At 72.7% G+C, this 19,777-nt stretch carries 14 protein-coding genes and 1 pseudogene; 10 read left to right on the forward strand and 5 right to left on the reverse strand.

Features of this window, described 5'->3' with window-relative positions; translation table 11 throughout:
* Nucleotides 1-8 precede the first annotated feature (8 nt).
* The 4 genes from ACWD04_RS03805 to ACWD04_RS03820 form a co-directional block, all read right to left on the reverse strand.
* A complete protein-coding gene (locus tag ACWD04_RS03805; RefSeq protein ID WP_451127762.1) occupies nt 9-932 on the reverse strand; it encodes a LysR family transcriptional regulator in 924 nt (307 codons plus the stop codon).
* Nucleotides 933-1,064: 132 nt separating this feature from the next.
* On the reverse strand, nt 1,065-1,295 hold the full coding sequence (locus ACWD04_RS03810; RefSeq protein WP_239580428.1) for a hypothetical protein: 231 nt from the start codon (nt 1,293-1,295) through the stop codon (nt 1,065-1,067).
* Between the two features lie 20 nt (nt 1,296-1,315).
* Nucleotides 1,316-3,466, reverse strand: coding sequence for a 4-alpha-glucanotransferase (gene malQ, locus ACWD04_RS03815; protein WP_451127764.1), 2,151 nt, complete (start codon nt 3,464-3,466; stop codon nt 1,316-1,318).
* On the reverse strand, nt 3,467-3,781 hold the full coding sequence (locus ACWD04_RS03820) for a hypothetical protein (RefSeq protein WP_451127766.1): 315 nt from the start codon (nt 3,779-3,781) through the stop codon (nt 3,467-3,469).
* Between the two features lie 304 nt (nt 3,782-4,085).
* Here ACWD04_RS03820 and ACWD04_RS03825 point away from each other — a divergent pair, with 304 nt between their 5' ends.
* Nucleotides 4,086-7,079: a beta-N-acetylglucosaminidase domain-containing protein gene (locus ACWD04_RS03825; protein ID WP_451127768.1), complete on the forward strand. Its 2,994-nt coding sequence runs from the start codon at nt 4,086-4,088 to the stop codon at nt 7,077-7,079.
* Nucleotides 7,080-7,120: 41 nt separating this feature from the next.
* Here ACWD04_RS03825 and ACWD04_RS03830 read toward each other — a convergent pair whose 3' ends face one another.
* A complete protein-coding gene (locus tag ACWD04_RS03830) occupies nt 7,121-7,657 on the reverse strand; it encodes an HNH endonuclease (RefSeq protein ID WP_399833898.1) in 537 nt (178 codons plus the stop codon).
* 317 nt (nt 7,658-7,974) lie between these two features.
* Here ACWD04_RS03830 and ACWD04_RS03835 point away from each other — a divergent pair, with 317 nt between their 5' ends.
* The 9 genes and pseudogenes from ACWD04_RS03835 (at nt 7,975) to ACWD04_RS03875 (ending at nt 19,776) form a co-directional block, all read left to right on the forward strand.
* Complete coding sequence (locus tag ACWD04_RS03835) at nt 7,975-9,036, forward strand: mechanosensitive ion channel family protein (protein WP_451127770.1); 1,062 nt, start codon at nt 7,975-7,977, stop codon at nt 9,034-9,036.
* A gap of 161 nt (nt 9,037-9,197) precedes the next feature.
* Nucleotides 9,198-10,358, forward strand: coding sequence for an ROK family transcriptional regulator (locus tag ACWD04_RS03840; protein WP_451127772.1), 1,161 nt, complete (start codon nt 9,198-9,200; stop codon nt 10,356-10,358).
* A 188-nt stretch (nt 10,359-10,546) separates the two neighbouring features.
* A pseudogene (locus ACWD04_RS03845) lies at nt 10,547-10,643 on the forward strand (carbohydrate ABC transporter permease); the annotation flags it as partial.
* 5 nt (nt 10,644-10,648) lie between these two features.
* Nucleotides 10,649-11,914 (forward strand): 6-phospho-beta-glucosidase, encoded by a 1,266-nt coding sequence (locus tag ACWD04_RS03850; protein WP_451127774.1) that lies wholly within the window; start codon nt 10,649-10,651, stop codon nt 11,912-11,914.
* On the forward strand, nt 11,905-12,873 hold the full coding sequence (locus ACWD04_RS03855; protein ID WP_451127776.1) for an N-acetylglucosamine kinase: 969 nt from the start codon (nt 11,905-11,907) through the stop codon (nt 12,871-12,873). Before ACWD04_RS03850 ends, ACWD04_RS03855 begins: the two co-directional genes overlap by 10 nt.
* A gap of 324 nt (nt 12,874-13,197) precedes the next feature.
* Nucleotides 13,198-14,592, forward strand: a complete 1,395-nt coding sequence (locus ACWD04_RS03860) for a hypothetical protein (protein ID WP_451127778.1) — start codon at nt 13,198-13,200, stop codon at nt 14,590-14,592.
* Nucleotides 14,593-14,603: 11 nt separating this feature from the next.
* Nucleotides 14,604-15,653: a glutamate ABC transporter substrate-binding protein gene (locus tag ACWD04_RS03865; protein WP_451127780.1), complete on the forward strand. Its 1,050-nt coding sequence runs from the start codon at nt 14,604-14,606 to the stop codon at nt 15,651-15,653.
* 47 nt (nt 15,654-15,700) lie between these two features.
* Nucleotides 15,701-17,035, forward strand: a complete 1,335-nt coding sequence (locus ACWD04_RS03870) for a hypothetical protein (protein WP_451127782.1) — start codon at nt 15,701-15,703, stop codon at nt 17,033-17,035.
* The gene (locus ACWD04_RS03875) at nt 17,032-19,776 is read left to right on the forward strand and encodes a tetratricopeptide repeat protein (protein ID WP_451127784.1); all 2,745 of its coding nucleotides are present in this window, start codon (nt 17,032-17,034) and stop codon (nt 19,774-19,776) included. Before ACWD04_RS03870 ends, ACWD04_RS03875 begins: the two co-directional genes overlap by 4 nt.
* Nucleotide 19,777: the final 1 nt, after the last annotated feature.

Here is a 19,777-nt window from a genome sequence, read left to right on the forward strand (position 1 = left end):
CGGTTCTTTCAGTTCTGCTGAAAGGATGCGCCCGCCACCCTGTGCAGCGCCGCCAGCACCCGTGCGAGCGCCGGACCGCTTTCCGCCCCCCGACGTACGGCCGCCACCACATGGCGGTACGGCCGGTCGGCCTCCAGGACCCGCATCACCACGCCGTCGCGCGGCCGGTCGGAGGCCGAGACCATCCGGGGGACCAGGGCGACGCCCATGCCCGCCCGCACCATGGCGAGGATCGCCGTCCAGCCGGAGGCGCTGTGGGCCTGCTCGGGGACGAAACCCGCGGCCTCGCACGCGGCGGTGGTGATCTCCGACCACGGGCCGGACCCGCCGAAGATCCAGACTTCCTGGGAGAGGCCGGCCAGCCGCAGGGCGGGTGTCCCGGCGAGGGGGTGCCCGGCGGGCAGTGCCACGTCCAACGGGTCGGCCAGGAGCGGCAGCAGGGTGAAGCGGGGGTCCCGGGCCGTCGGAGCGTGTGCCGCCAGGGAGAGCGCCAGATCCACCTCGCCGGCCGCCAGCAGCTCGTAGGCCTGGGCCGCCTCCGCCTCCCGTACGCGCACCCGGGGTCCTGGCCGGTCCTCGGCCCCCAGGAGTTGCACGGCCGGTACGACGAGGGCGGGCACGGCGGTCGAGAAGGCACCGATCCGCACCTCGCCCGCCTCGCCCCGCAGATAGCCGGTCAGCTCGGCGTCGGCCCGTTCCAGCTGGGCGAAGACCGCCTCGGCGTGGCGCAGTACGAGGTGCGCGGCATCGGTGAGCCGGACACGGCGGCCCTGGGCCTCCAGCAGCGGGACCCCGAGCTGCCGGGCGAGGTTGGCCAGCTGTTGCGAGACGGCCGACGGGGTCATGAGCAGGGCTTCGGCCGTGGCGGTGACCGTGCCCCGGTCGCGCAGGGTGCGCAGGATGCGGAGCTTCTTGACGTCCCACTCGGTCATGGCCGAAACCTACCGGGTGCCCGGACATGCCGGTGTGCCGCGCGGTACGAAGTACCGGCGGCGCACTTCAGTCGGCCGGCCGGGGGCTTGCGTGTGGAGCAGGCGAGCCCGGCACGAACCGGAGGAGAGGCCCTAGGCTTGCTTCTCGGACTTGTCGAGGACCATGACGAGTCCCGCGATCACCAGGAACAGGACGATCGGTGCCGCGACGTAGAGGCCGAGGGTCTCCAGCACGTTCAGGCCCGGGCCCGGGTCGTCGCCGTCGTCGCGGGTGAGCGCGAGCGCGGGGGACGACATGAGCAGCATCATCAGCGTCGTACCGGCCGCGACGGCGCCGGCGCGCATAGCGTTCTTCTTGTCCACGGTGCAAACGTAGCGAACGCCTACGAGGGGCGCGCGCCCGGGGGTGCCGTACGGGCCTCGGGGCCGTCCCTCAGGACGGCCATCAGCCTGTGCAGCCTGGGCGACGCGGTGATCTCCTCCAGCGTGACGGGGTGGCCTTCCGCATCGGCGATGGGCAGGCGCCAGTTGGGGTACTGGTCCCAGGTGCCGGGGATGTTCTGCGGGCGGCGGTCCCCCACGGCGTCCGGGAGCCAGACCCCGGCCATCCGGGCCGGGGTGCGCAGCAGGAACCGGTGGACGGCGCGGACGGCCGCCTCCTCGTCACCGTCGCCCTCGGGCAGCAGCCGGAGCCGGGCCAGGTAGCCCAGCCACTCGGCGGTGTCGGCGGCGTCCTCGGCGAGCTCCTGCTCCAGGCTCCGGGTGAGCAGACCGAGCCTGTGGCGAAGCGTCACGTGTTCACCCGTCAGCCGGGCTGCGGTGGACGGCAGGTCATGGGTGGTCGCCGTGGCCACGCAGTCCTGGCGCCATTTCCCGGGGGCGAGCGGGCGCCCGGTGCCGCCCCAGTCACGCTCGAACCAGAGCACGGAGGTGCCGAGCACCCCGCGCCGGGCGAGCGCCTCGCGTACGCCGGGCTCGACGGTGCCGAGGTCCTCCCCTATGACGACGGAACCGGCCCGGTGTGCCTCCAGGACGAGGACGGCGAGCATCGCCTCGGCGTCCTGGCTGACGTACGCGCCCTCGGTGGGCGGGCGCCCTTCGGGCACCCACCAGAGCCGGAAGAGCCCCATGACGTGGTCGATGCGCAGCGCTCCGGCGTGGGCGAGGAGGCCACGCAGGAGGTTGCGGTAGGGGGCGTAACCGGACGCCGCGAGGGCGTCGGGCCGCCAGGGGGGCAGGCCCCAGTTCTGACCGTGGGCGTTGAAGGCGTCGGGGGGTGCGCCGACCGACATGCCGTGCGCGAAGGCGTCCTGCTGGGCCCAGGTGTCGGCGCCGTCGGGATGGACGCCGACGGCGAGGTCGTGGACGATCCCGACGGCCATCCCGGACTCCCGGGCGGCGCTCTGGGCGGTGGCGAGCTGGGTGTCCGTGAGCCAGGCCAGCCGGCAGTGGAAGTCGACCCGGTCCAGCAGCGCGGCGCGGGCACGGGCACTCTCCGAGGAGCGTGGGTCGCGCAGCCCTTCGGGCCATTCGCGCCACAGGGGGCCGTGCACCTCGGCCAGGGCGCACCACAGGGCGTGGTCCTCCAGGGTCTGCCCCTGTTCGGCGAGGAAGTCGCAGTAGGCGGCGCGGCGGCCGGGGGTCAGGGGGACTTCGTGGACGATCTCCAGGGCCTGGTACTTGAGATCCCGGACGGCGTCCCGGTCGATCAGCGCGCCCTTGTTCAGCACGGCTTCGCGCAGTGCCGCGGCTTCCTGGCGCAGGTCGTCCAGGGCCGCCCTCCCGGGCTCGGCGACATGGCCGTACTCCGGGATCGACTCGATGTGCAGATGGACGGGGTCGGGGAAGCGGCGCGAGGAGGGGCGGTACGGCGACGGGTCGGCCGGCCTGCCCGGTACGGCAGCGTGCAGCGGATTGACCTGTACGAAGTCGCTCCCCAGGGTCCGTCCCGCCCAGGCGGCGAGGTCGGCCAGGTCCGCGAGGTCGCCCATGCCCCAGGAACGGGCGGACAGCATCGAGTAGAGCTGGACGAGGAATCCGTGCGTACGGGCAGGCGGCCGGGGTACGCGGTCCGGAGCGACGACGAGCGTGGCGGTGGCGTGGCGGTGGTCCGGGGTACGGACGGTCAGCCGGTGGACGCCCAGGGGCGGTTCGGTCCACCAGGAGGGCGTCTTGGGCGCATCCGGCGCGTGCGTGGCCGGGGCGGGGAGCACCCGCATACGCAGGGGCGAAGGCGCGCCGGTGGTTCCCGGTTCGGGGTCGACCGTCAGGGCCGCGCCGGGCGGAAGTGCGGTGAGCGCGGCCGGCAGCGGCTCTCCCGACCAGGCCACCACCGTCAACGGGAGCAGTCGGGAGGTCGCTGCCGATTCGGCTGCGTCGAGTGATCTCCGCACCTCCGCGGGAGTGGCGGCGGCGACGCCCAGCGCGGCGAGCACGGACGTGACCGTGTCGTCGGGGACGGACACCGTGACATCCGCGGACGGGGAGAAGGAGGTGGCGACGCCGTGCAGTGCGGCGAGCCGGGACAAGCCCATTCAGACTCCTGGGGACTCCATGCCCCCTGCGGTGCCGGGTGCTGTCGGCTCGCTGGTCAGAGGGGCGACGGCGGCGAGCGGTGGCTCGCTCGTGAGAGGTGTGGCGTCGGCGAGCGGGGGCTCGCTGGTGAGCGGGGCGCTGTCGGCGAAGGCGGGTTCACCGGTCAGGTGGGAGACATCGGCGAGCGGGAGCTCACTGATCATCGGAGGGGTGGTGAGGGACGGGGACTTCTCGCCTGCCGGCGGAACGGGACCCATGGGGCTCGGTACCTGTTTGGAGAGGGCGGAGAGCAGAAGCTGCGCGGAAGCGGGCACGTTGGCCTCCTGGCCATGGACAACAGGACACAGCAGGCCTACCCAGCGGGCGCGGGAGCAGACGTGGACGTGACATAGGCGTTATGACAACGAGCCCAACGTGCCGTGGGTCACACTCCGTTCCCCCGTACGCCAGGTATGGGCGGTTTTCAGCCACCCGTCAACCCTTCCCCACATGCCCACACGCCACACCAGCCAATACAGCGGGCATTTCCGTCAAACCGGCCATGCGCATTGACACCCCCGCGCCCTGGTGGTGGGCTCGGACGTCACTGCCGGGCGAGGGTCTTCGAAGGAGTACGGCGTGCAGCTCGGGCGCAGGAGACATGCGACGGCCGTCGCCGTCGCGGTGATCGGCGGGCTGCTCGGCCCGTTCGCGCCGGCCGCCGTCGCGGCCCCCGTCGCCCCTGCCGCGACGGCTGAGGATCGCGCCGGTGACACACTGCTGCCCGCCGTCTGGCCCCGGCCGCAGTCCGTCAAGGCGTCCGGGCAGGCCGTCGCCCTGGGAGCCGAGGTCACCCTCCTCGCCGACGCGGAAGCCGATCCGTACGCCGTGCAGGCGCTCAGGACGCTGCTGCGCGAAGCAGGGGTACACACGGTGCACGACGCGCTGCCAGGCAAGGGCCCGGTGATCCGGATCGGTGGCGCCGACGCGGGCCGGGCCCTGCGGGCGCTGCGCGCACCCGAGCGCTCCGATCTGCCGTCCGGGGGCTATCGCCTCGCCGTGGGCAGGGCCGAGGACCGGCCCACGGTCGCTCTGGACGGCGTCGGCGAGGACGGCCTGTTCCACGCGGTCCAGACCTTGCGCCAGCTCGTGAAGGACGGCACCGTCGCCGGAGCCGTGGTCCGCGACTGGCCGGGCACCGCCGTGCGCGGGACGGCCGAGAGTTTCTACGGGCAGCCGTGGACCCGCGAGGAGCGGCTCGCCCAGCTCGCCTTCATGGGGCGCACGAAGCAGAACCGCTACCTCTACGCGGCCGGCGACGACCCGTACCGGCAGACCCGCTGGCGCGATCCGTACCCCGCCGACGAGCGCGCCGACTTCCGTGCGCTGGCCGAGAAGGCGCGGGCCGAGCATGTGACGCTCGGCTGGGCCGTCTCGCCCGGGCAGGCGATGTGCATGGCCTCCGACGCGGACGTGCGGGCGCTCACCCGGAAGATCGACGCGATGTGGGCGCTGGGCGTACGGGCCTTCCAGCTGCAGTTCCAGAACGTCAGCTACAGCGAATGGCACTGCGACCAGGACGCGGAGACGTTCGGCAGCGGGCCCGAGGCGGCGGCCAGGGCGCAGGCACGGGTCGCGAGTGCGGTCGCCCGTCATCTCGCGGACCGGCACCCGGACGCGCAGCCGCTGTCGGTGATGCCGACCGAGTTCTACCAGGACGGCGCCACCGACTACCGCACGGCGCTCGCCGCGGCGCTGGACGACCGGGTGGAGGTGGCCTGGACCGGGGTCGGGGTCGTACCCGAGACGATCACCGGGCGGGAGCTGGCGGGTGCGCGCGACGCCTTCCGCCACCCTCTGGTCACCATGGACAACTATCCGGTCAACGACTACGCGCGGGACCGGATCTTCCTCGGCCCGTACACCGGCCGCGACCCGGCGGTGGCCAGCGGCTCCGCGGCGCTGCTGGCCAACGCCATGGAGCAGCCCTCGGCCTCCCGTATCCCCCTGTTCACGGCCGCCGACTTCGCCTGGAACCCGAAGGGATACCGGCCTCAGGACTCCTGGCAGGCCGCCATGGACGACCTCGCGGGCGGCGACCCCACCACCCGGGCGGCGCTGGGCGCCCTGGCGGGCAACAGCGCCACCTCGGTGCTGGGCGGTGACGAGTCCGCGTACCTCCGGCCGCTTATGGAGGCGTTCTGGGCCGCGCGTTCGGCCGCGGACGGCGCGGACACGTCGGACGGCGACACGGCGGCACGTGAGCTGCGGGCCGCCTTCGGTGTGATGCGGCAGGCCCAGGACCGGCTGAAGGCCCCCGCGAGCGGCCGGCTCCAGCACGAGGTGCGACCGTGGACCGAGCAGCTGGCCCGGTACGGCAGGGCGGGCGAACTCGCCGTCGACCTCCTGCGGGCGCAGGAGCGGGGCGACGGGGCGGCCGCCTGGCAGGCCCAGCTGGCGCTCGAGCCTCTGCGCGCGAAGATCCGGGCGAGCACGGCGACGGTCGGCAAGGGCGTCCTTGACCCGTTCCTGGACCGGGTCCTCAAGGAGGCCGAAGCCTGGAACGGCACCGACCGCGACGCGGGATCGGCGAGCCGGGACGCGCAGGGCTACACGCTCAGGCTCGACCGTGCCCGCCCGTTGGAGGCCGTCACCACGCTGACCCGGCCGGACGACAAGACGGCGGACGCGGTCCTCGAGGTCCACGTCCCGGGCGAGGGATGGCGCGGCCTGGGCCCGGTCTCGGCAACAGGCTGGACGCAGACGGCGGTGAAGGGCCTGCGCGCGGACGCGGTGCGGGTCACCGTTCCGTCCGTCCGCCCGCTCCTCGTCGGGCCCCTGGCCCCGGTGACGGGCACGCCCGCGTCCTCGGGCGCCCCGGAGGTCCGGGCGATCGTCCCGTGGTTCGCCGACGAACCGGCGGCCCGGCTCGCCCTCGTCCGCGACAGGACGGACGCAGTGATCGGCGGCGGCACACAGCGGGTGGAGGCGCGGCTGGCCGGCGGGCGCCCCGGCAAGGTGCAGGGCACGCTCACGGCGAAGGCGCCCAAGGGCATCGAGGTGAAGGTCCCGAAACGGACGACGGTGACACGCGGCTCCCTCACCGAGATCCCCGTGGACATCACCGTGCCGGCCGACACCCCGGCCGGCGAGTACGAGGTGCCGCTGCGTTTCGAGGGCCAGGAGAGCACCCTGACCGTCCGGGCTTTCCCGCGCACGGCGGGCCCCGACCTGGTGCGTACGGCCAAGGCGTCCTCGTCCGGCGACGAGACCCCGGACTTCCCGGCGGCGGCGGCCTCCGACGGCGACCCGGAGACCCGCTGGTCCTCACCTGTCGAGGACGGTGCCTGGTGGCAGGCCGAGCTGCCCGGGCCGGTGAGGCTGGGCCAGGTCGTACTGCGGTGGCAGGACGCCTACGCCTCCCGCTATCGCGTGCAGGTCTCCCCGGACGGCCGCACCTGGCGTACGGCGGCGACCGTGCGGGAGGGTGGGGGCGGGCGCGAGTCGGTCAGGATGGACGCGAAGGACACCCGCTTCATCAGGGTCCAGGGCGACGGCCGGGCCACGCAGTACGGCTACTCACTCTGGTCGGTCGAGGCCTACGCCGTCGCCGGGCGGGAAGACGGCCGCTGACGCGGGCCGCACGCACACGGGCGACGTGAAGACTCGGTTCCTCAGGCGGAGACGCCATCGATCCGGGCCATCACGTCGTCCGCGCCGAACGGCTGCAGGTAGGGCAGCCAGCGCGGATCCCGGTGCCCGGTCCCGATGATCCGCCAGGCGAGACCACTGGGCGGCGCCGGCTGGTGGCGCAGCCGCCAGCCCAGCTCGGGCAGATGGCGGTCCGCTTTGACGTGATTGCAGCGGCGACAGGCCGCCACCACGTTTTCCCAGGCGTGCTGCCCGCCGCGGCTGCGCGGGATCACATGGTCGACGCTGGTCGCGGCGGCCCCGCAGTACATGCAACGGCCACCGTCTCTCGCGAAGAGCGCACGGCGGGTGAGCGGAACGGGACCCCGGTACGGGACCCGCACGAACCGCTTGAGGCGGACGACGCTGGGCGCGGGCACGGCACGGGTGGCACTGTGCATGAAGGCGCCGGACTCCTCGAGGCAGATGGCCTTGTTCTCGAGGACGAGGACGAGCGCGCGGCGGAGAGGTACGACGCCGAGCGGCTCGTACGAAGCGTTGAGAACCAGGACATGCGGCACGTGGATGCCTCCTTGTACGCCGGCGACGCGTGGCTCGCGCCGGGACGATCCGGTCTCAGTCTCTCCTCATGCCTGGTCCGAGCGCCACCACGTACGGGTAACGGGCTGGAGGGATTTTCCTCCCCGGCCGGCCGTCCGCACGGCCCTGGCGCCCTGGAACGAGTACTTCAGCAGGGCGGCCGGCCCCGCTGTGGGACCGGCCACACCCCCTGCGTCCCCGGGTGAGACGTGTCTCTCCTCCGTCAGCGGCAACGAACCACTCCCCCTGCTTCGTTACTGTGGTTGGTCCGCTGCCACCCCACCTGGAGGTCCCCGCCGTGTCCCTGTCCGCCCTCCTGACCGCGGCTCCGCCTCCCGGCGCCGCGGGCTCGCTGGACGAAGCCGCCGAACGGGCCGGGAACGCCGCAGGCTGGGTCGAGGAGAACTGGTCCACCTGGCTGAACACCGGTCTCCGCATCATCCTCATCGCAGCCATCGCGATCGTGCTCCGCTATCTGATCCGGCGTGCCCTGACCAACCTCATCGACCGGATGAACCGCAGCGCCCAGGCGGTGGAGGGCACGGCTCTCGGCGGCCTGCTGGTCAACGCCGAGCGCCGCCGCCAGCGCTCCGAAGCCATCGGTTCCGTACTCCGCTCGGTCACGTCGTTCCTGATACTCGGCACCGCGGCCCTGATGATTCTGGGCGCCTTTCAGATCAATCTGGCCCCGCTGCTGGCCTCTGCGGGGGTCGCCGGTGTGGCCCTGGGCTTCGGTGCGCGCAATCTCGTCACCGACTTCCTCTCCGGGGTCTTCATGATCCTGGAGGACCAGTACGGCGTCGGCGACTCGGTCGACGCGGGCGTCGCCTCCGGCGAGGTCATCGAGGTCGGCCTGCGCGTCACCAAGCTGCGCGGCGACAACGGCGAGATCTGGTACGTCCGCAACGGCGAGGTGAAGCGGATCGGCAACCTCAGCCAGGGCTGGTCCACGGCCGGTGTCGACGTCACCGTCCGCCCGACGGAGGACCTGGACCGGGTCCGCGCCGCGATCAACGAGGCGACGGAGACCATGACCAAGGAAGAGCCCTGGTCGGAGCGGCTGTGGGGTCCTGTGGAGATCCTCGGCCTGGACGCGGTGCTGCTGGACTCGATGACCGTACGGGTCACGGCGAAGACCATGCCGGGCAAGGCCCTGGGCGTCGAGCGCGAGCTGCGCTGGCGGATCAAGCAGGCCCTGGACGCGGCGGGCATCCGCATGGTCGGCCCGCTGGCCGTCGAGGCGGCCGGCGGCGCCGCCGACCCGACGGCCGGCATGGCGGCCCCGTCGGCGTACGCCTCGGCGACGTCGCCGCAGTCGCTGGCGGCGACCCCGATACCGCCGCCGAGCATGACGAAATGACCGGTGCCGTGGCAGGCAGCACCAACTGAACAGCCGGCGCGCAGCGTCCCCGCGGGTAAAGCTTCGGTTGCCTCGGGGGCGCTTCCCATTGACGGTTCCGTGACTCGCCCATACCTTCCTCTCACAGATAGGAAACTTTCCTAACAGAAGGCGGCTCGCTCATGGCCGGAACCACACCGGGCACCCCCCGCGTTCTGCGCGCCATGAACGACCGGGCCGCGCTCGATCTCCTGGTCTCCCGAGGCCCCCTCACGCGTACCCGTGTCGGGGAGCTGACCGGGCTCTCCAAGCCGACCGCATCCCAACTGCTGGCACGGCTGGAGGAGGCGGGTCTGGTCCGCTCGACAGGCAGCCGGAGCGGACGCCCCGGGCCCAACGCCGTGCTGTACGAGATCGACCCGGCCGCCGCCCACGTCGCGGCGCTCTGCGTCGGCCCTACCGGCATCGACGCGGTGGTCGCCGACATCACCGGCACGGTGGTCGGCTCCTGCCGTGTGGAGGCCGAGGCGGTCGCGGAGGACGTACGTCACCGTACCGCCCAGCTCGTCGCCGAGGCCGTGGACGGCGCCCTGCGTCCGACCGGTCTCGGCCATGACGACCTCGCCGCCGTGGTGGTGGGCACACCGGGCGCGATCGACCCGCACACCGGCCAGTTGCGCTACGCACCCCATCTGCCCGGCTGGCACTCGCGCACCCTGACCGCCGACCTCGCCGAGGTGGTCGGCAGGCCGGTGGTCATCGAGAACGACGTGAACCTCGCGGCCATCGCCGAGCAGTACGAGGGCGCCGCGCAGGACCACGACCACTTCGTGCTCGTCTGGCTCGACGAGGGCGTGGGCGCCGCGATCGTACTGGGCGGCACCCTCCTGCGCGGCGCGACGGGCGGCGCGGGGGAGATCGGCTACATGCCGCTGCCCGGTGCCCCGCTCGCCCGCGGCGGCGCGGCCGACTGGGCCGGCCCCGACGCGGGGGGCGGCTTCCAGAGCCAGGTCTCCAGCCCCGCCGTACGCGACCTGGCCGACGGCAGGCCGCCGACCGAGGCCCTCGCCGACGAGGCCGTGTGTGCCGAGGTCGCCCGCCGGCTGGCCACCGGACTCGCGTCCGTGGTCGCCGTGGTCGATCCCGAGCTGGTCGTCCTCTCGGGCCTCGTGGCCCAGGCCGGCGGGGAGAACCTCCGTAGGCGGGTCGAGGCCGAGATGGCCGGTCTGGCGCTGCCCAGGCCGCTGCTCCGGATCAGCGACATCGACGGCGATCCGATCCTGACCGGCGCCCTGCGAACCGCCCTCGCCCAGGCGCGCGACAGCGTCTTCGACACCACCTGAACCGCCACCGCCCGAACGCCCTCGTCGTGCCGCCCGTACCCCGCGGCGCGTACGGCACCGCCGTGCCCGGTGAGCCCCACGCACCGGGCTTCTTCCGCGAAGTCTCCCCGCACCCTGCAAAGGAAGTCCGCTATGGCGCCATGGCGCATCCGTACCCGCGTGCCCCTGGCGCTCGGCGCAGCCGCGGTGCTGCTGTCCGGCTGCAGGCGCCGGTCGTCATCGTGCTTCTTCTTCGCACAGAAGGCCTTCGCAGAAGGCGTCACCCTCACCGGAGTAAAGGGCTGAGAAGCATGAAGCTCGCAGTAGTTGGCGGCGGGTCCACCTACACCCCCGAACTGATCGACGGTTTCGCGCGGCTGCGGGACACCCTGCCGGTCGAGGAGCTGGTGCTCGTCGACCCGGCGGCCGACCGGCTGGATCTGGTCGGCGGTCTGGCCCGGCGGATCTTCGCCAAGCAGGGCCACCCGGGGAAGATCGTCACCACCTCCGACCTGGACGCCGGGGTCGCCGGGGCCGACGCGGTGCTGCTCCAGCTCCGCGTCGGCGGACAGGCCGCCCGCAACCAGGACGAGACCTGGCCGCTGGAATGCGGCTGCGTCGGCCAGGAGACCACCGGAGCGGGCGGTCTCGCCAAGGCGCTGCGCACGGTTCCGGTCGTCCTGGACATCGCCGAGCGGGTACGCCGCACCAGTCCCGACGCCTGGATCATCGACTTCACCAACCCGGTCGGGATCGTCACCCGGGCGCTGCTCCAGGCCGGGCACAAGGCCGTCGGCCTGTGCAACGTGGCGATCGGCTTCCAGCGCAAGTTCGCCGCGCTGCTCGATGTGACTCCCGCCGAGGTGCACCTCGACCATGTCGGGCTCAACCACCTGACGTGGGAGCTCGGGGTGCGTCTGGGCGGGCCGGACGGCGAGAACGTCCTGCCGAAGCTGCTCGCGGAGCACGGCGACGCGATCGCCGGCGACCTGCGCATGCCACGGCAGATCGTCGACCGGCTCGGCGTGGTCCCCTCGTACTACCTGCGGTACTTCTACGCGCACGACGAGGTCGTACGGGAACTCGGTACGAAGCCGTCCCGCGCCGCCGAGGTCGCCGCGATGGAGGAGGAACTCCTGGAGATGTACGGCGACCCGGCGCTGGACGAGAAGCCCGCGCTGCTGGGCGAACGCGGCGGCGCCTTCTACTCGGAGGCGGCCGTGGACCTGGCGTCCTCGCTGCTCGGCGGGGGCGGCTCCGCCGTGCAGGTCGTCAACACGTACAACAACGGGACGCTGCCCTTCCTGCCGGACGACGCGGTGGTCGAGGTACAGGCCCGGGTCGACGGCACGGGCGCGACACCGCTCGCCGTGCCCGCGCTCGACCCGCTGTACGCCGGGCTGATCGGACACGTCACCGCCTACGAGGGCCTGGCTCTGGAAGCGGCGTTGCACGGTGGCCGGGACCGCGTTTTCAAGGCGCTGATGGCCCACCCCCTGATCGGACAGTTCGAGTACGCCGAGGCGCTCACCGACAAGCTGATCGCGCACAACCGGGAGCACCTGGCGTGGGCCTGACCGCACATGTGCTCGCGATCGACGCGGGCAACAGCAAGACCGACGTGGCTGTGATCGGCGCCGAGGGCACGGTCCTCGGCGCCGCACGCGGTGGCGGATTCCAGCCGCCGGCCGTCGGGGTCGGCGCGGCCTTGGACGGGCTGGCGGAGGCGGTCCGGCCGGCACTCGCGCGGGCCGGGGTGGACGGTGTCGAGCACGTGTCGGCCTGCCTCGCCAACGCGGATCTCCCGGTCGAGGAACGCGAGTTGGCACAGGCCTTGGAGGCCCGGCGCTGGGGCCGCACCGTGGAGGTCCGCAACGACACCTTCGCGATACTGCGTGCGGGGGCCGACGAGCCCCGGGGGGTGGCCGTGGTGTGCGGGGCGGGGATCAACTGTGTCGGCATGCGCCCGGACGGGGCCACCGCCCGCTTCCCCGCGATCGGCCGGATGTCCGGTGACTGGGGCGGAGGTGCAGGGCTCGCGGAGGAGGCGATGTGGTTCGCGGCGAGGGCCGAGGACGGACGCGGGGAGCCGACCGGGCTGATGCTGACCCTGCCCGGACACTTCGGGCTCGACTCGATGTGCGCGCTGATCGAGGCACTGCACCTGGGGCACGTCCCGTACGCGCGACGGCACGAGATGACACCGGTACTGTTCGCCACCGCCGCGGCCGGCGACCGGATCGCGCGCGGTCTGGTGGACCGGCTCGGCGACGAGGTCGTGGCGATGGCCTCGGTCTCGCTGGCCCGGCTCGGCCTGCTGGAGGAGGAGGTGCCGGTGGTCCTGGGCGGGAGCGTGCTGGCGGCCCGCCACCCGGCGCTGGACGACCGGATCGCCCGGCTCCTCACCGTACGGGCACCGAAGGCGGTGATCCGGGTCGTCTCGGCGCCGCCGGTGCTGGGAGCCGGGCTGCTGGGTCTGGACCACACGGGGGCCGCCCCGGAGGTGCACAACAGGCTGCGGACGCAGTACGTCTGAGGACCGGCGGCCGAGAAGGCGTCCCGTGCCGTGCCGCACGGAACGCCCGTTGCGTCCGGGAACCGATGGGTTCGGGAACCGATCAGATGTCCCGATCGTGTTCCATGATGGGGGAGACAACAGGGGAGGTCGGTCCGCTCAGGGGCCTCCCCGGCCGGGCGCCTTGATCACTTGCGCTGCTCCTGATCGAATACGGGGAGACAGCACGGAATTTGGGCCTTTCTGGTGGACCGGGCCCCATGGGGCCATACTTCTGGCCAGGACCAGTCGTCCCCCGATCGGCCGGGGGGCCGGGCCGACGTCGGTGACCGAGGGGGAGGTCAAGTGACACACCCGCCGAACGGAGCCGCGCTGCGTGAGCCCGGACACGATCCGTCGTCCGCGCCCGCGCCCGTGACCGTACCCGCGCCGCGCCGTGGCGTCCCGTCCGTGGCCGTCGAACGGCTGCGCGCCGCGGCGACGACCGAGCCGGGCAGGCTGCAGATCATCGGCGCCGCACTGGCCCTGCTGGTCGTGGTGTTCGGAGGAGTCACCTTCCTGGAGACCTCCGGGCGGGCCTCGTCCGCCGACGACGTGGTGACCCGCAGTCAGCCGCTGAGCGCGGGCGCCGCGGGCATCTACCGTTCGCTGGCCGACGCGGACACGATGGCGGCGAGCGGCTTCCTGGCGGGGGCACAGGAGCCCCCGGATGTGCACACCAAGTACGAGGCGGACATCAAGGAGGCCTCCCGGCTGCTGGTCGAGGCCGCAGCGAACACCGATGCGTCGACCTCGTCGCACCGGGAGATCACCACCCTGGGCGAGCTTCTCCCCGAGTACACGGGCCTGATCGAGCGGGCCCGGGCCAACAACCGCCAGGGCCTGCCACTCGGCGGCGCCTACCTGCGGTACGCCAACCAGAAGATGACGGACGAACTCCTCCCCGCGGCCGAGCGGTTGTACGCGCAGGAGACAGGCCGGCTCGGCACCGACTCGGCCGATGCGCGGCAGTGGCCTTACGTCTCGCTGGCCGCCGGCATCGTCGCGCTGGTCGCGCTCGTGTGGATGCAGCGGCGCAACTACCGCAGGACGAACCGCGTCTTCAACCACGGACTGCTCGCGGCGACCGCCGCTGCCACGGTGGTGTTGCTGTGGCTGGCCGTGGGGCACACGGTGGCCAGAGCGGAGCTGCGTGGCGCGATGGTGCACGGGCAGGAGTCACTCGATGTCCTCAACAAGGCCCGGATCAACTCGCTGAAAGCACGCGCCAATGAAAACCTCACCCTGGTCGCCCGTGGTGCCGTACTCACCCCCGACGGCACCCGGGACCAGTACGAGACCGACTACAGCACAGGTATGAAGGCCCTCGGCGCACAGCTCGAGAGCGCGGAGAAGCTCGCCGACGACGACACGGGCAGTAAGCCGGTGGCTGACGCCATCACCAGTGTCTCGGAGTGGCAGGACCGCCACAAGAAGGCCCGGGCCACGGACGACCGGGGCGAGTACGACAGCGCGCTGCAGCAGATCATCGGTCCGAAGGACTCCACAGGTGAGTCCTTCGAGGAGGTCGACGACGCGCTGGAGAAGGCGATCGCCCTCGAACAGGGCGAGTTCGACGCGGCGGCGGAGGACGGGCGCGGGGCGCTGGGCGGGCTGCCGGTCGGGGCCGCCGTCCTCGCCGTACTGGGTGCGGTCGCCGCGATCGTCGGGGTCAACCGCAGGCTCTCGGAGTACCGGTGAGAGGACGAGGGATGACCGGGGCGAAAGGCTGGGCCGCGCGCGGCAGGCTGCGCGGCTGGGGCGGTGTGACGGGCATGGCGGTGGCCTGTGCCGTCACGGCCTCGCTCACCTTGCTGCCACTGGCGCACGGCGACGGAACGTTCGGCGGGCGGAGCGCGGGCCATGGCGCCCCCTCCGCGGTGCCCGCCGAGGCCGAGGAATGCACGGATCCGGAGGCGAGCCTGCCGGCGTCGGACGACGACGGCCCCAGCATCGAGAGGATCAGGGCGCGCGGGAAGCTGATAGCCGGTGTCGACCAGAACAGCTTCCAGTGGGGCTACCGGAATCCACACCGGGATCCGGAGGCCGGCGGCACGCTCGAAGGCTTCGACATCGATCTGGTGCGGGCCATCGCGGAGGACATCCTCGGGAATCCCGATGCGGTGATCTTCCGCGCCATTCCCACGAACCAGCGCATCGCGGCGCTGGAGCACGACAAGGTGGACGTCGTCGTACGCACGATGACGATCAACTGCGAGCGCGCTGCCCAGGTGTCCTTCTCCACGGCCTACTTCCAGGCCGGTCAGCAGGTCCTGGCCCCGAAGGACTCGGAGATCAGCGGGTACGACAAGTCGCTGAAGGGCAAGCGGATCTGCACGGCGGAGGGTTCCACGGCGTACGACGCGCTGGACGAGAAGTCCTTCGGCGCGGTCTTCGAGGACGAGCACGACGAAACCGAGCTCGACGAGGACCAGCTGACGGTCCCCAACCAGCTGGACTGCCTGGTGCGGTTGCAGCTCGGCGAGGTCGACGCGGTGGTCACGGACAACGCGCTGGCGGCCGGCCAGGCGGCCCAGGACCCGGCGGTGGAACTCAAGGGCGACGAACCGTTCACCACCGAGTACTACGGCGTCGCGGCGAAGCTCGGCGCCGACGATCTGGTGGCCCGTATCAACCACGTGCTGGACGCCTACCGCCAGGGCGGTGACAACAGTCCCTGGATGAAGTCGTACCGCGCGTGGTTGTCGGAAGGGCTGCCCGGCATCGAGGGCCCCCCGGCGCCCGAGTACCGCAGTAACTGAACCCGTCCGGGCCCCCGGGCCCGGCGGCACGAACGGAGAGTTGATCGATGGGCGTGGCGGGATCCTTCCCCGGCTTCGCGGGGAGGCCCCCCGGCCCGGTCATGGACCGGGACGAGGCGGACCGTGCGCTGGCGCGGCTCGGTGCGGAGCACGAGGCCATCGAGAGTTCGCTCCTCGCCCTGCAGGACCACACCGGCCGCCGGCTCCTGCAGGGCGCTGATCTGACCGGTGTCACCAAGGAACGCTGGGCCTCCGCCGAGCAGTCGATCACGCTGCTCTGGAGGTACTTCGACGCCTACGGCGAGGCGCTGGCGTCGGCCCGTGAGATCCGGGGCAGGCGACGCTACCCCGGCAGGAGCGACCTGGTGGCCCTGACCGGCCTGCTGCGCGGCGACGGTGTGACCGTGGCGAACCAGGGAGCGGCCGGGGGCACCTCGCTCGCCGGCCCGGCCCGGCTCTCCGAGCGGATCACGCTGGAGGAGCTGGTCGCCCGGATGAACGACCTGTACGCCCACGCGCTGGACATGGTCGTCACGTCGGACTCCGTGTGGTCGGCGCTGCCCGCCCGGATAGACCTGCTGGCCGTCGAGCTGCGCCGCACCCGCTCGCTGGCGCACTCCGTCGGGGTGCTGCCCGGGGAGCACCCGGCCGGTGACGACCTGGAGTCGATCGCCCAGGAGCTGGCCACGCTGCGGGCGCAGGTGATCTCCGATCCGCTGGCGTTCTGGATGCCGGGCCCCGGCAGTGCAGCACCCGGCGGAGGGCGGCCGGACACGACGCGCTACGACCGGGCGGCCCGCGCTCTGGAGGACGTGCGCCGGGAGATCGAGGCGGTGCTCGCGGTCCGGCAGGACGCCGAGCGGCGCCTGGTCCAGCTGCGTGACCTGCTGTCGCGCGCGAACCGTACGCTCGCCGAGGCCCGGTCGGCGCGCGGCGAGGTGCTGGCGAAGATCGCCGCCTCCGAGGTACCCGCGGTCAGCGGGCCGCCGACCGCGCTGCAGGAGCGTCTGGCGGTGGCGTCGGAGTACCGCAGGCACGCCCAGTGGAGCCGGCTGTCGCCGCTGCTGGATTCGCTGGAGCGGGAGGCCGAGGACGAACTGCTGCGCGCCCGCGAATCTCTGACGTCCGTCACGGCGCCGCTCGCGGTCCGTGCGGAGCTGCGCGGCAGGCTGGACGCGTACAGGGCGAAGGTGGCCCGGCACGGCCTGGCCGGGGACCCGCTCCTTATCCAGCGGTACGACGCGGCCCGACGGATGCTGTGGAGCGCGCCGTGCGATCTGCGCGTCGCCGAACAGGTGGTGCTGCGCTATCAGCACGCCGCCACGGCTCTGCTGACACCGCGCCGTCCGAGCGAGCACGACGGACACGGGGAGACATCATGAGTACGGAGTGCCAGCGCCCCTCGTGCGAGGGCGGCTACGAGGACATGGGAGGCGGCGAGCTGTACTGCGACACCTGCGGCCTCGCGCCGGTCGTGTCGCCGACGGGCACGGTGAGTTCACCGCCCACCGGAGTCGCGGGCGGCGGCAGGGGAAGCGGCAGCACCTCGCAGCGGACCGGTTCACAGGCGTCCGCGCGCTCCTCGTCCCGCTCGTCGACCTCCCGCCGTTCGGTCTCCGGGCGGCTGTCCCGTTCGCTGTCCGGAAACTCCACCTCCCCCTCGGTGTCGGTGCGCTCCTCGGGCGCCTCGACGGGCTCCGCCTCCGGGCGCGGCAGGCTGGGTGCGGGCCTGGTGCTCGTCCCCGACGTACCGCGGCCCGACCCGCACACCGCGGTGATGGAAAATCCCGAGGTCCCCGAGCGGAAGCGATTCTGCTCGCGTTCCGGCTGCGGCGCGCCGGTGGGCCGCGCCCGCGGCGAACGGCCGGGCCGTACCGAGGGGTTCTGCACCAAGTGCGGCCACCCCTACTCCTTCGTACCCAAGCTGCGCGGCGGTGACATCGTGCACGGGCAGTACGAGGTGGCGGGGTGCCTGGCGCACGGTGGTCTCGGCTGGGTCTATCTCGCCGTCGACCGCGCGGTGTCCGACCGCTGGGTGGTCCTCAAGGGCCTGCTGGACACCGGGGACCAGGACGCCATGGCGGCAGCCATCTCCGAGCGGCGCTTCCTCGCGGAGATCGAGCACTCCAACATCGTCCGCATCTACAACTTCGTGGAACACCTCGACCAGCGCACGGGGTCACTCGACGGCTACATCGTGATGGAGTACGTCGGCGGGAAGTCACTCAAGGAGATCGCCAACGAGCGCCGTACACCCGCCGGGAAGCGGGACCCGCTGCCCGTCGAGCAGGCCTGCTCGTACGGGATCGAGGCGCTGGAGGCGCTCGGCCACCTGCACAGCCGCAACGTGCTGTACTGCGACTTCAAGGTCGACAACGCGATCCAGACCGAGGACCAGCTCAAGCTCATCGACATGGGCGCGGTGCGCAGGACGGACGACGCCGAGTCGGCCATCTACGGCACCGTCGGCTACCAGGCGCCCGAGGTCGCGGAGGTCGGCCCGTCCGTCGCCTCCGACCTCTACACGGTCGCGCGGACTCTCGCGGTGCTGACCTTCGACTTCCAGGGGTACACGAACGTCTTCGTGGACTCGCTGCCCGATCCGGACCACATCGAGGTGTTCCGGAGATACGAGTCGTTCTACCGGCTGCTGGTGCGGGCCACGGACCCGGACCCGGACCGCCGGTTCTCCTCGGCCGCGGAGATGGCGGAGCAGTTGACGGGGGTGCTGCGGGAGGTGGTCGCCCTGCAGACGGGACGTCCGCGCTCGGCGCTCTCCACCCTGTTCGGTGTGGAAACGCGGGTGACGGACACGGAGTTGTTCGCGGAGCTGACCCATGAGGTGTCGCGGATCGGCGTCCGGACGGATCCGTCCGGTGGCACGGGACGCTCCTGGCGCCGCCGCGGGAGGGCTGCCCCGGCCACGGTCCGCCCCGCCCCTGCCCCGGTGGCCGCCCCGGCCATGCCGGCCGCTCCCGCCGTCGCGGCCCCGCAGGGCGTGGGCGCCGGGCCGCTGCACGCGCCGGACACCCACGTCCGGGGCAGCACCGAAAGCGGTACCCGGGGCGGCGCGACGGCGTACCCGCCGGCCCCGGCGGCCGTTCCGGCACCTCGCGCGGCGGTCCCGGGGCCGGGGCCTCTCCCGGCCGCGTACCCCGGCGCAGCTCCCCGGCTCGCCGCCTTCGACGCACGAGCGGCCTCGCTGGCCCTGCCGGTTCCCCGGGTCGACCCGAACGACCCCAACGCCGGATTCCTCGCCGGGGTGATGACGTCGGCGTCCGCAGAGCTGATCGCCGCCCTGCACTCCGTGCCCGCCGCCTCGCTCGAGACCCGGCTGCGCGAGCTGCGCGCCCGCCTGGAGACGGACGAACTCAGCTCCGCCGTGCGGACGCTGACGGAGGCGGAGGCGCAGCACCCGGACGACTGGCGGGTGGTCTGGTACCGCGGGATCACCTCGCTGGTGACCGGTGACCACCGGAACGCCGCCTTGTCCTTCGACGCGGTCTACGACGCCTTTCCCGGCGAGCCCGCGCCGAAGCTCGCGCTGGGTGTCTGCGCGGAGGTGCTGGGGCAGCTGGACAACGCCGCGGAGTACTACCGCCTGGTGTGGGCGACGGACCCGGGTTTCGTCAGCTCTGCCTTCGGTCTGGCCCGGGTCCAGGTCGCCGCCGGTGACCGGGCCGCGGCGGTGCGGACCCTGGAGTCCGTACCGGAGTCGTCGATCCACTACACCGCGGCCCGGGTGGCCGCGGTGCGGGCCCGGCTCCGTGAGCGGGCCCCGCACGAGCCGCTGATCGACGACCTGTCCGCCGCCGCGGACCAGGTGACCGCGCTGCAGGGCTACGGCCTGGACGCGGTGAGACGTGAACAACTGTCGGCCGAGGTACTGGGTACGGCACTTGACTGGATACTCTCCGGTAGTCCCACGGCGCAGCCGGCGGCTCCGCTCTCCCCCGCAGCCGCGGGTCCGAGGACGGTACTGGGCTGTGAGCTGGACGAGCGAAGTCTCAGGTTCGGTCTGGAACGCTCGTACCGGATACTCGCCCGGCTCGCGCAGCGGGGCGACGAGAGGATTGAACTGGTGGAGCGGGCCAACCGTTTCCGCCCCCGGACCTGGGTGTGAA

The sequence above is a fragment of the Streptomyces sp. NPDC002911 genome (assembly GCF_053591835.1).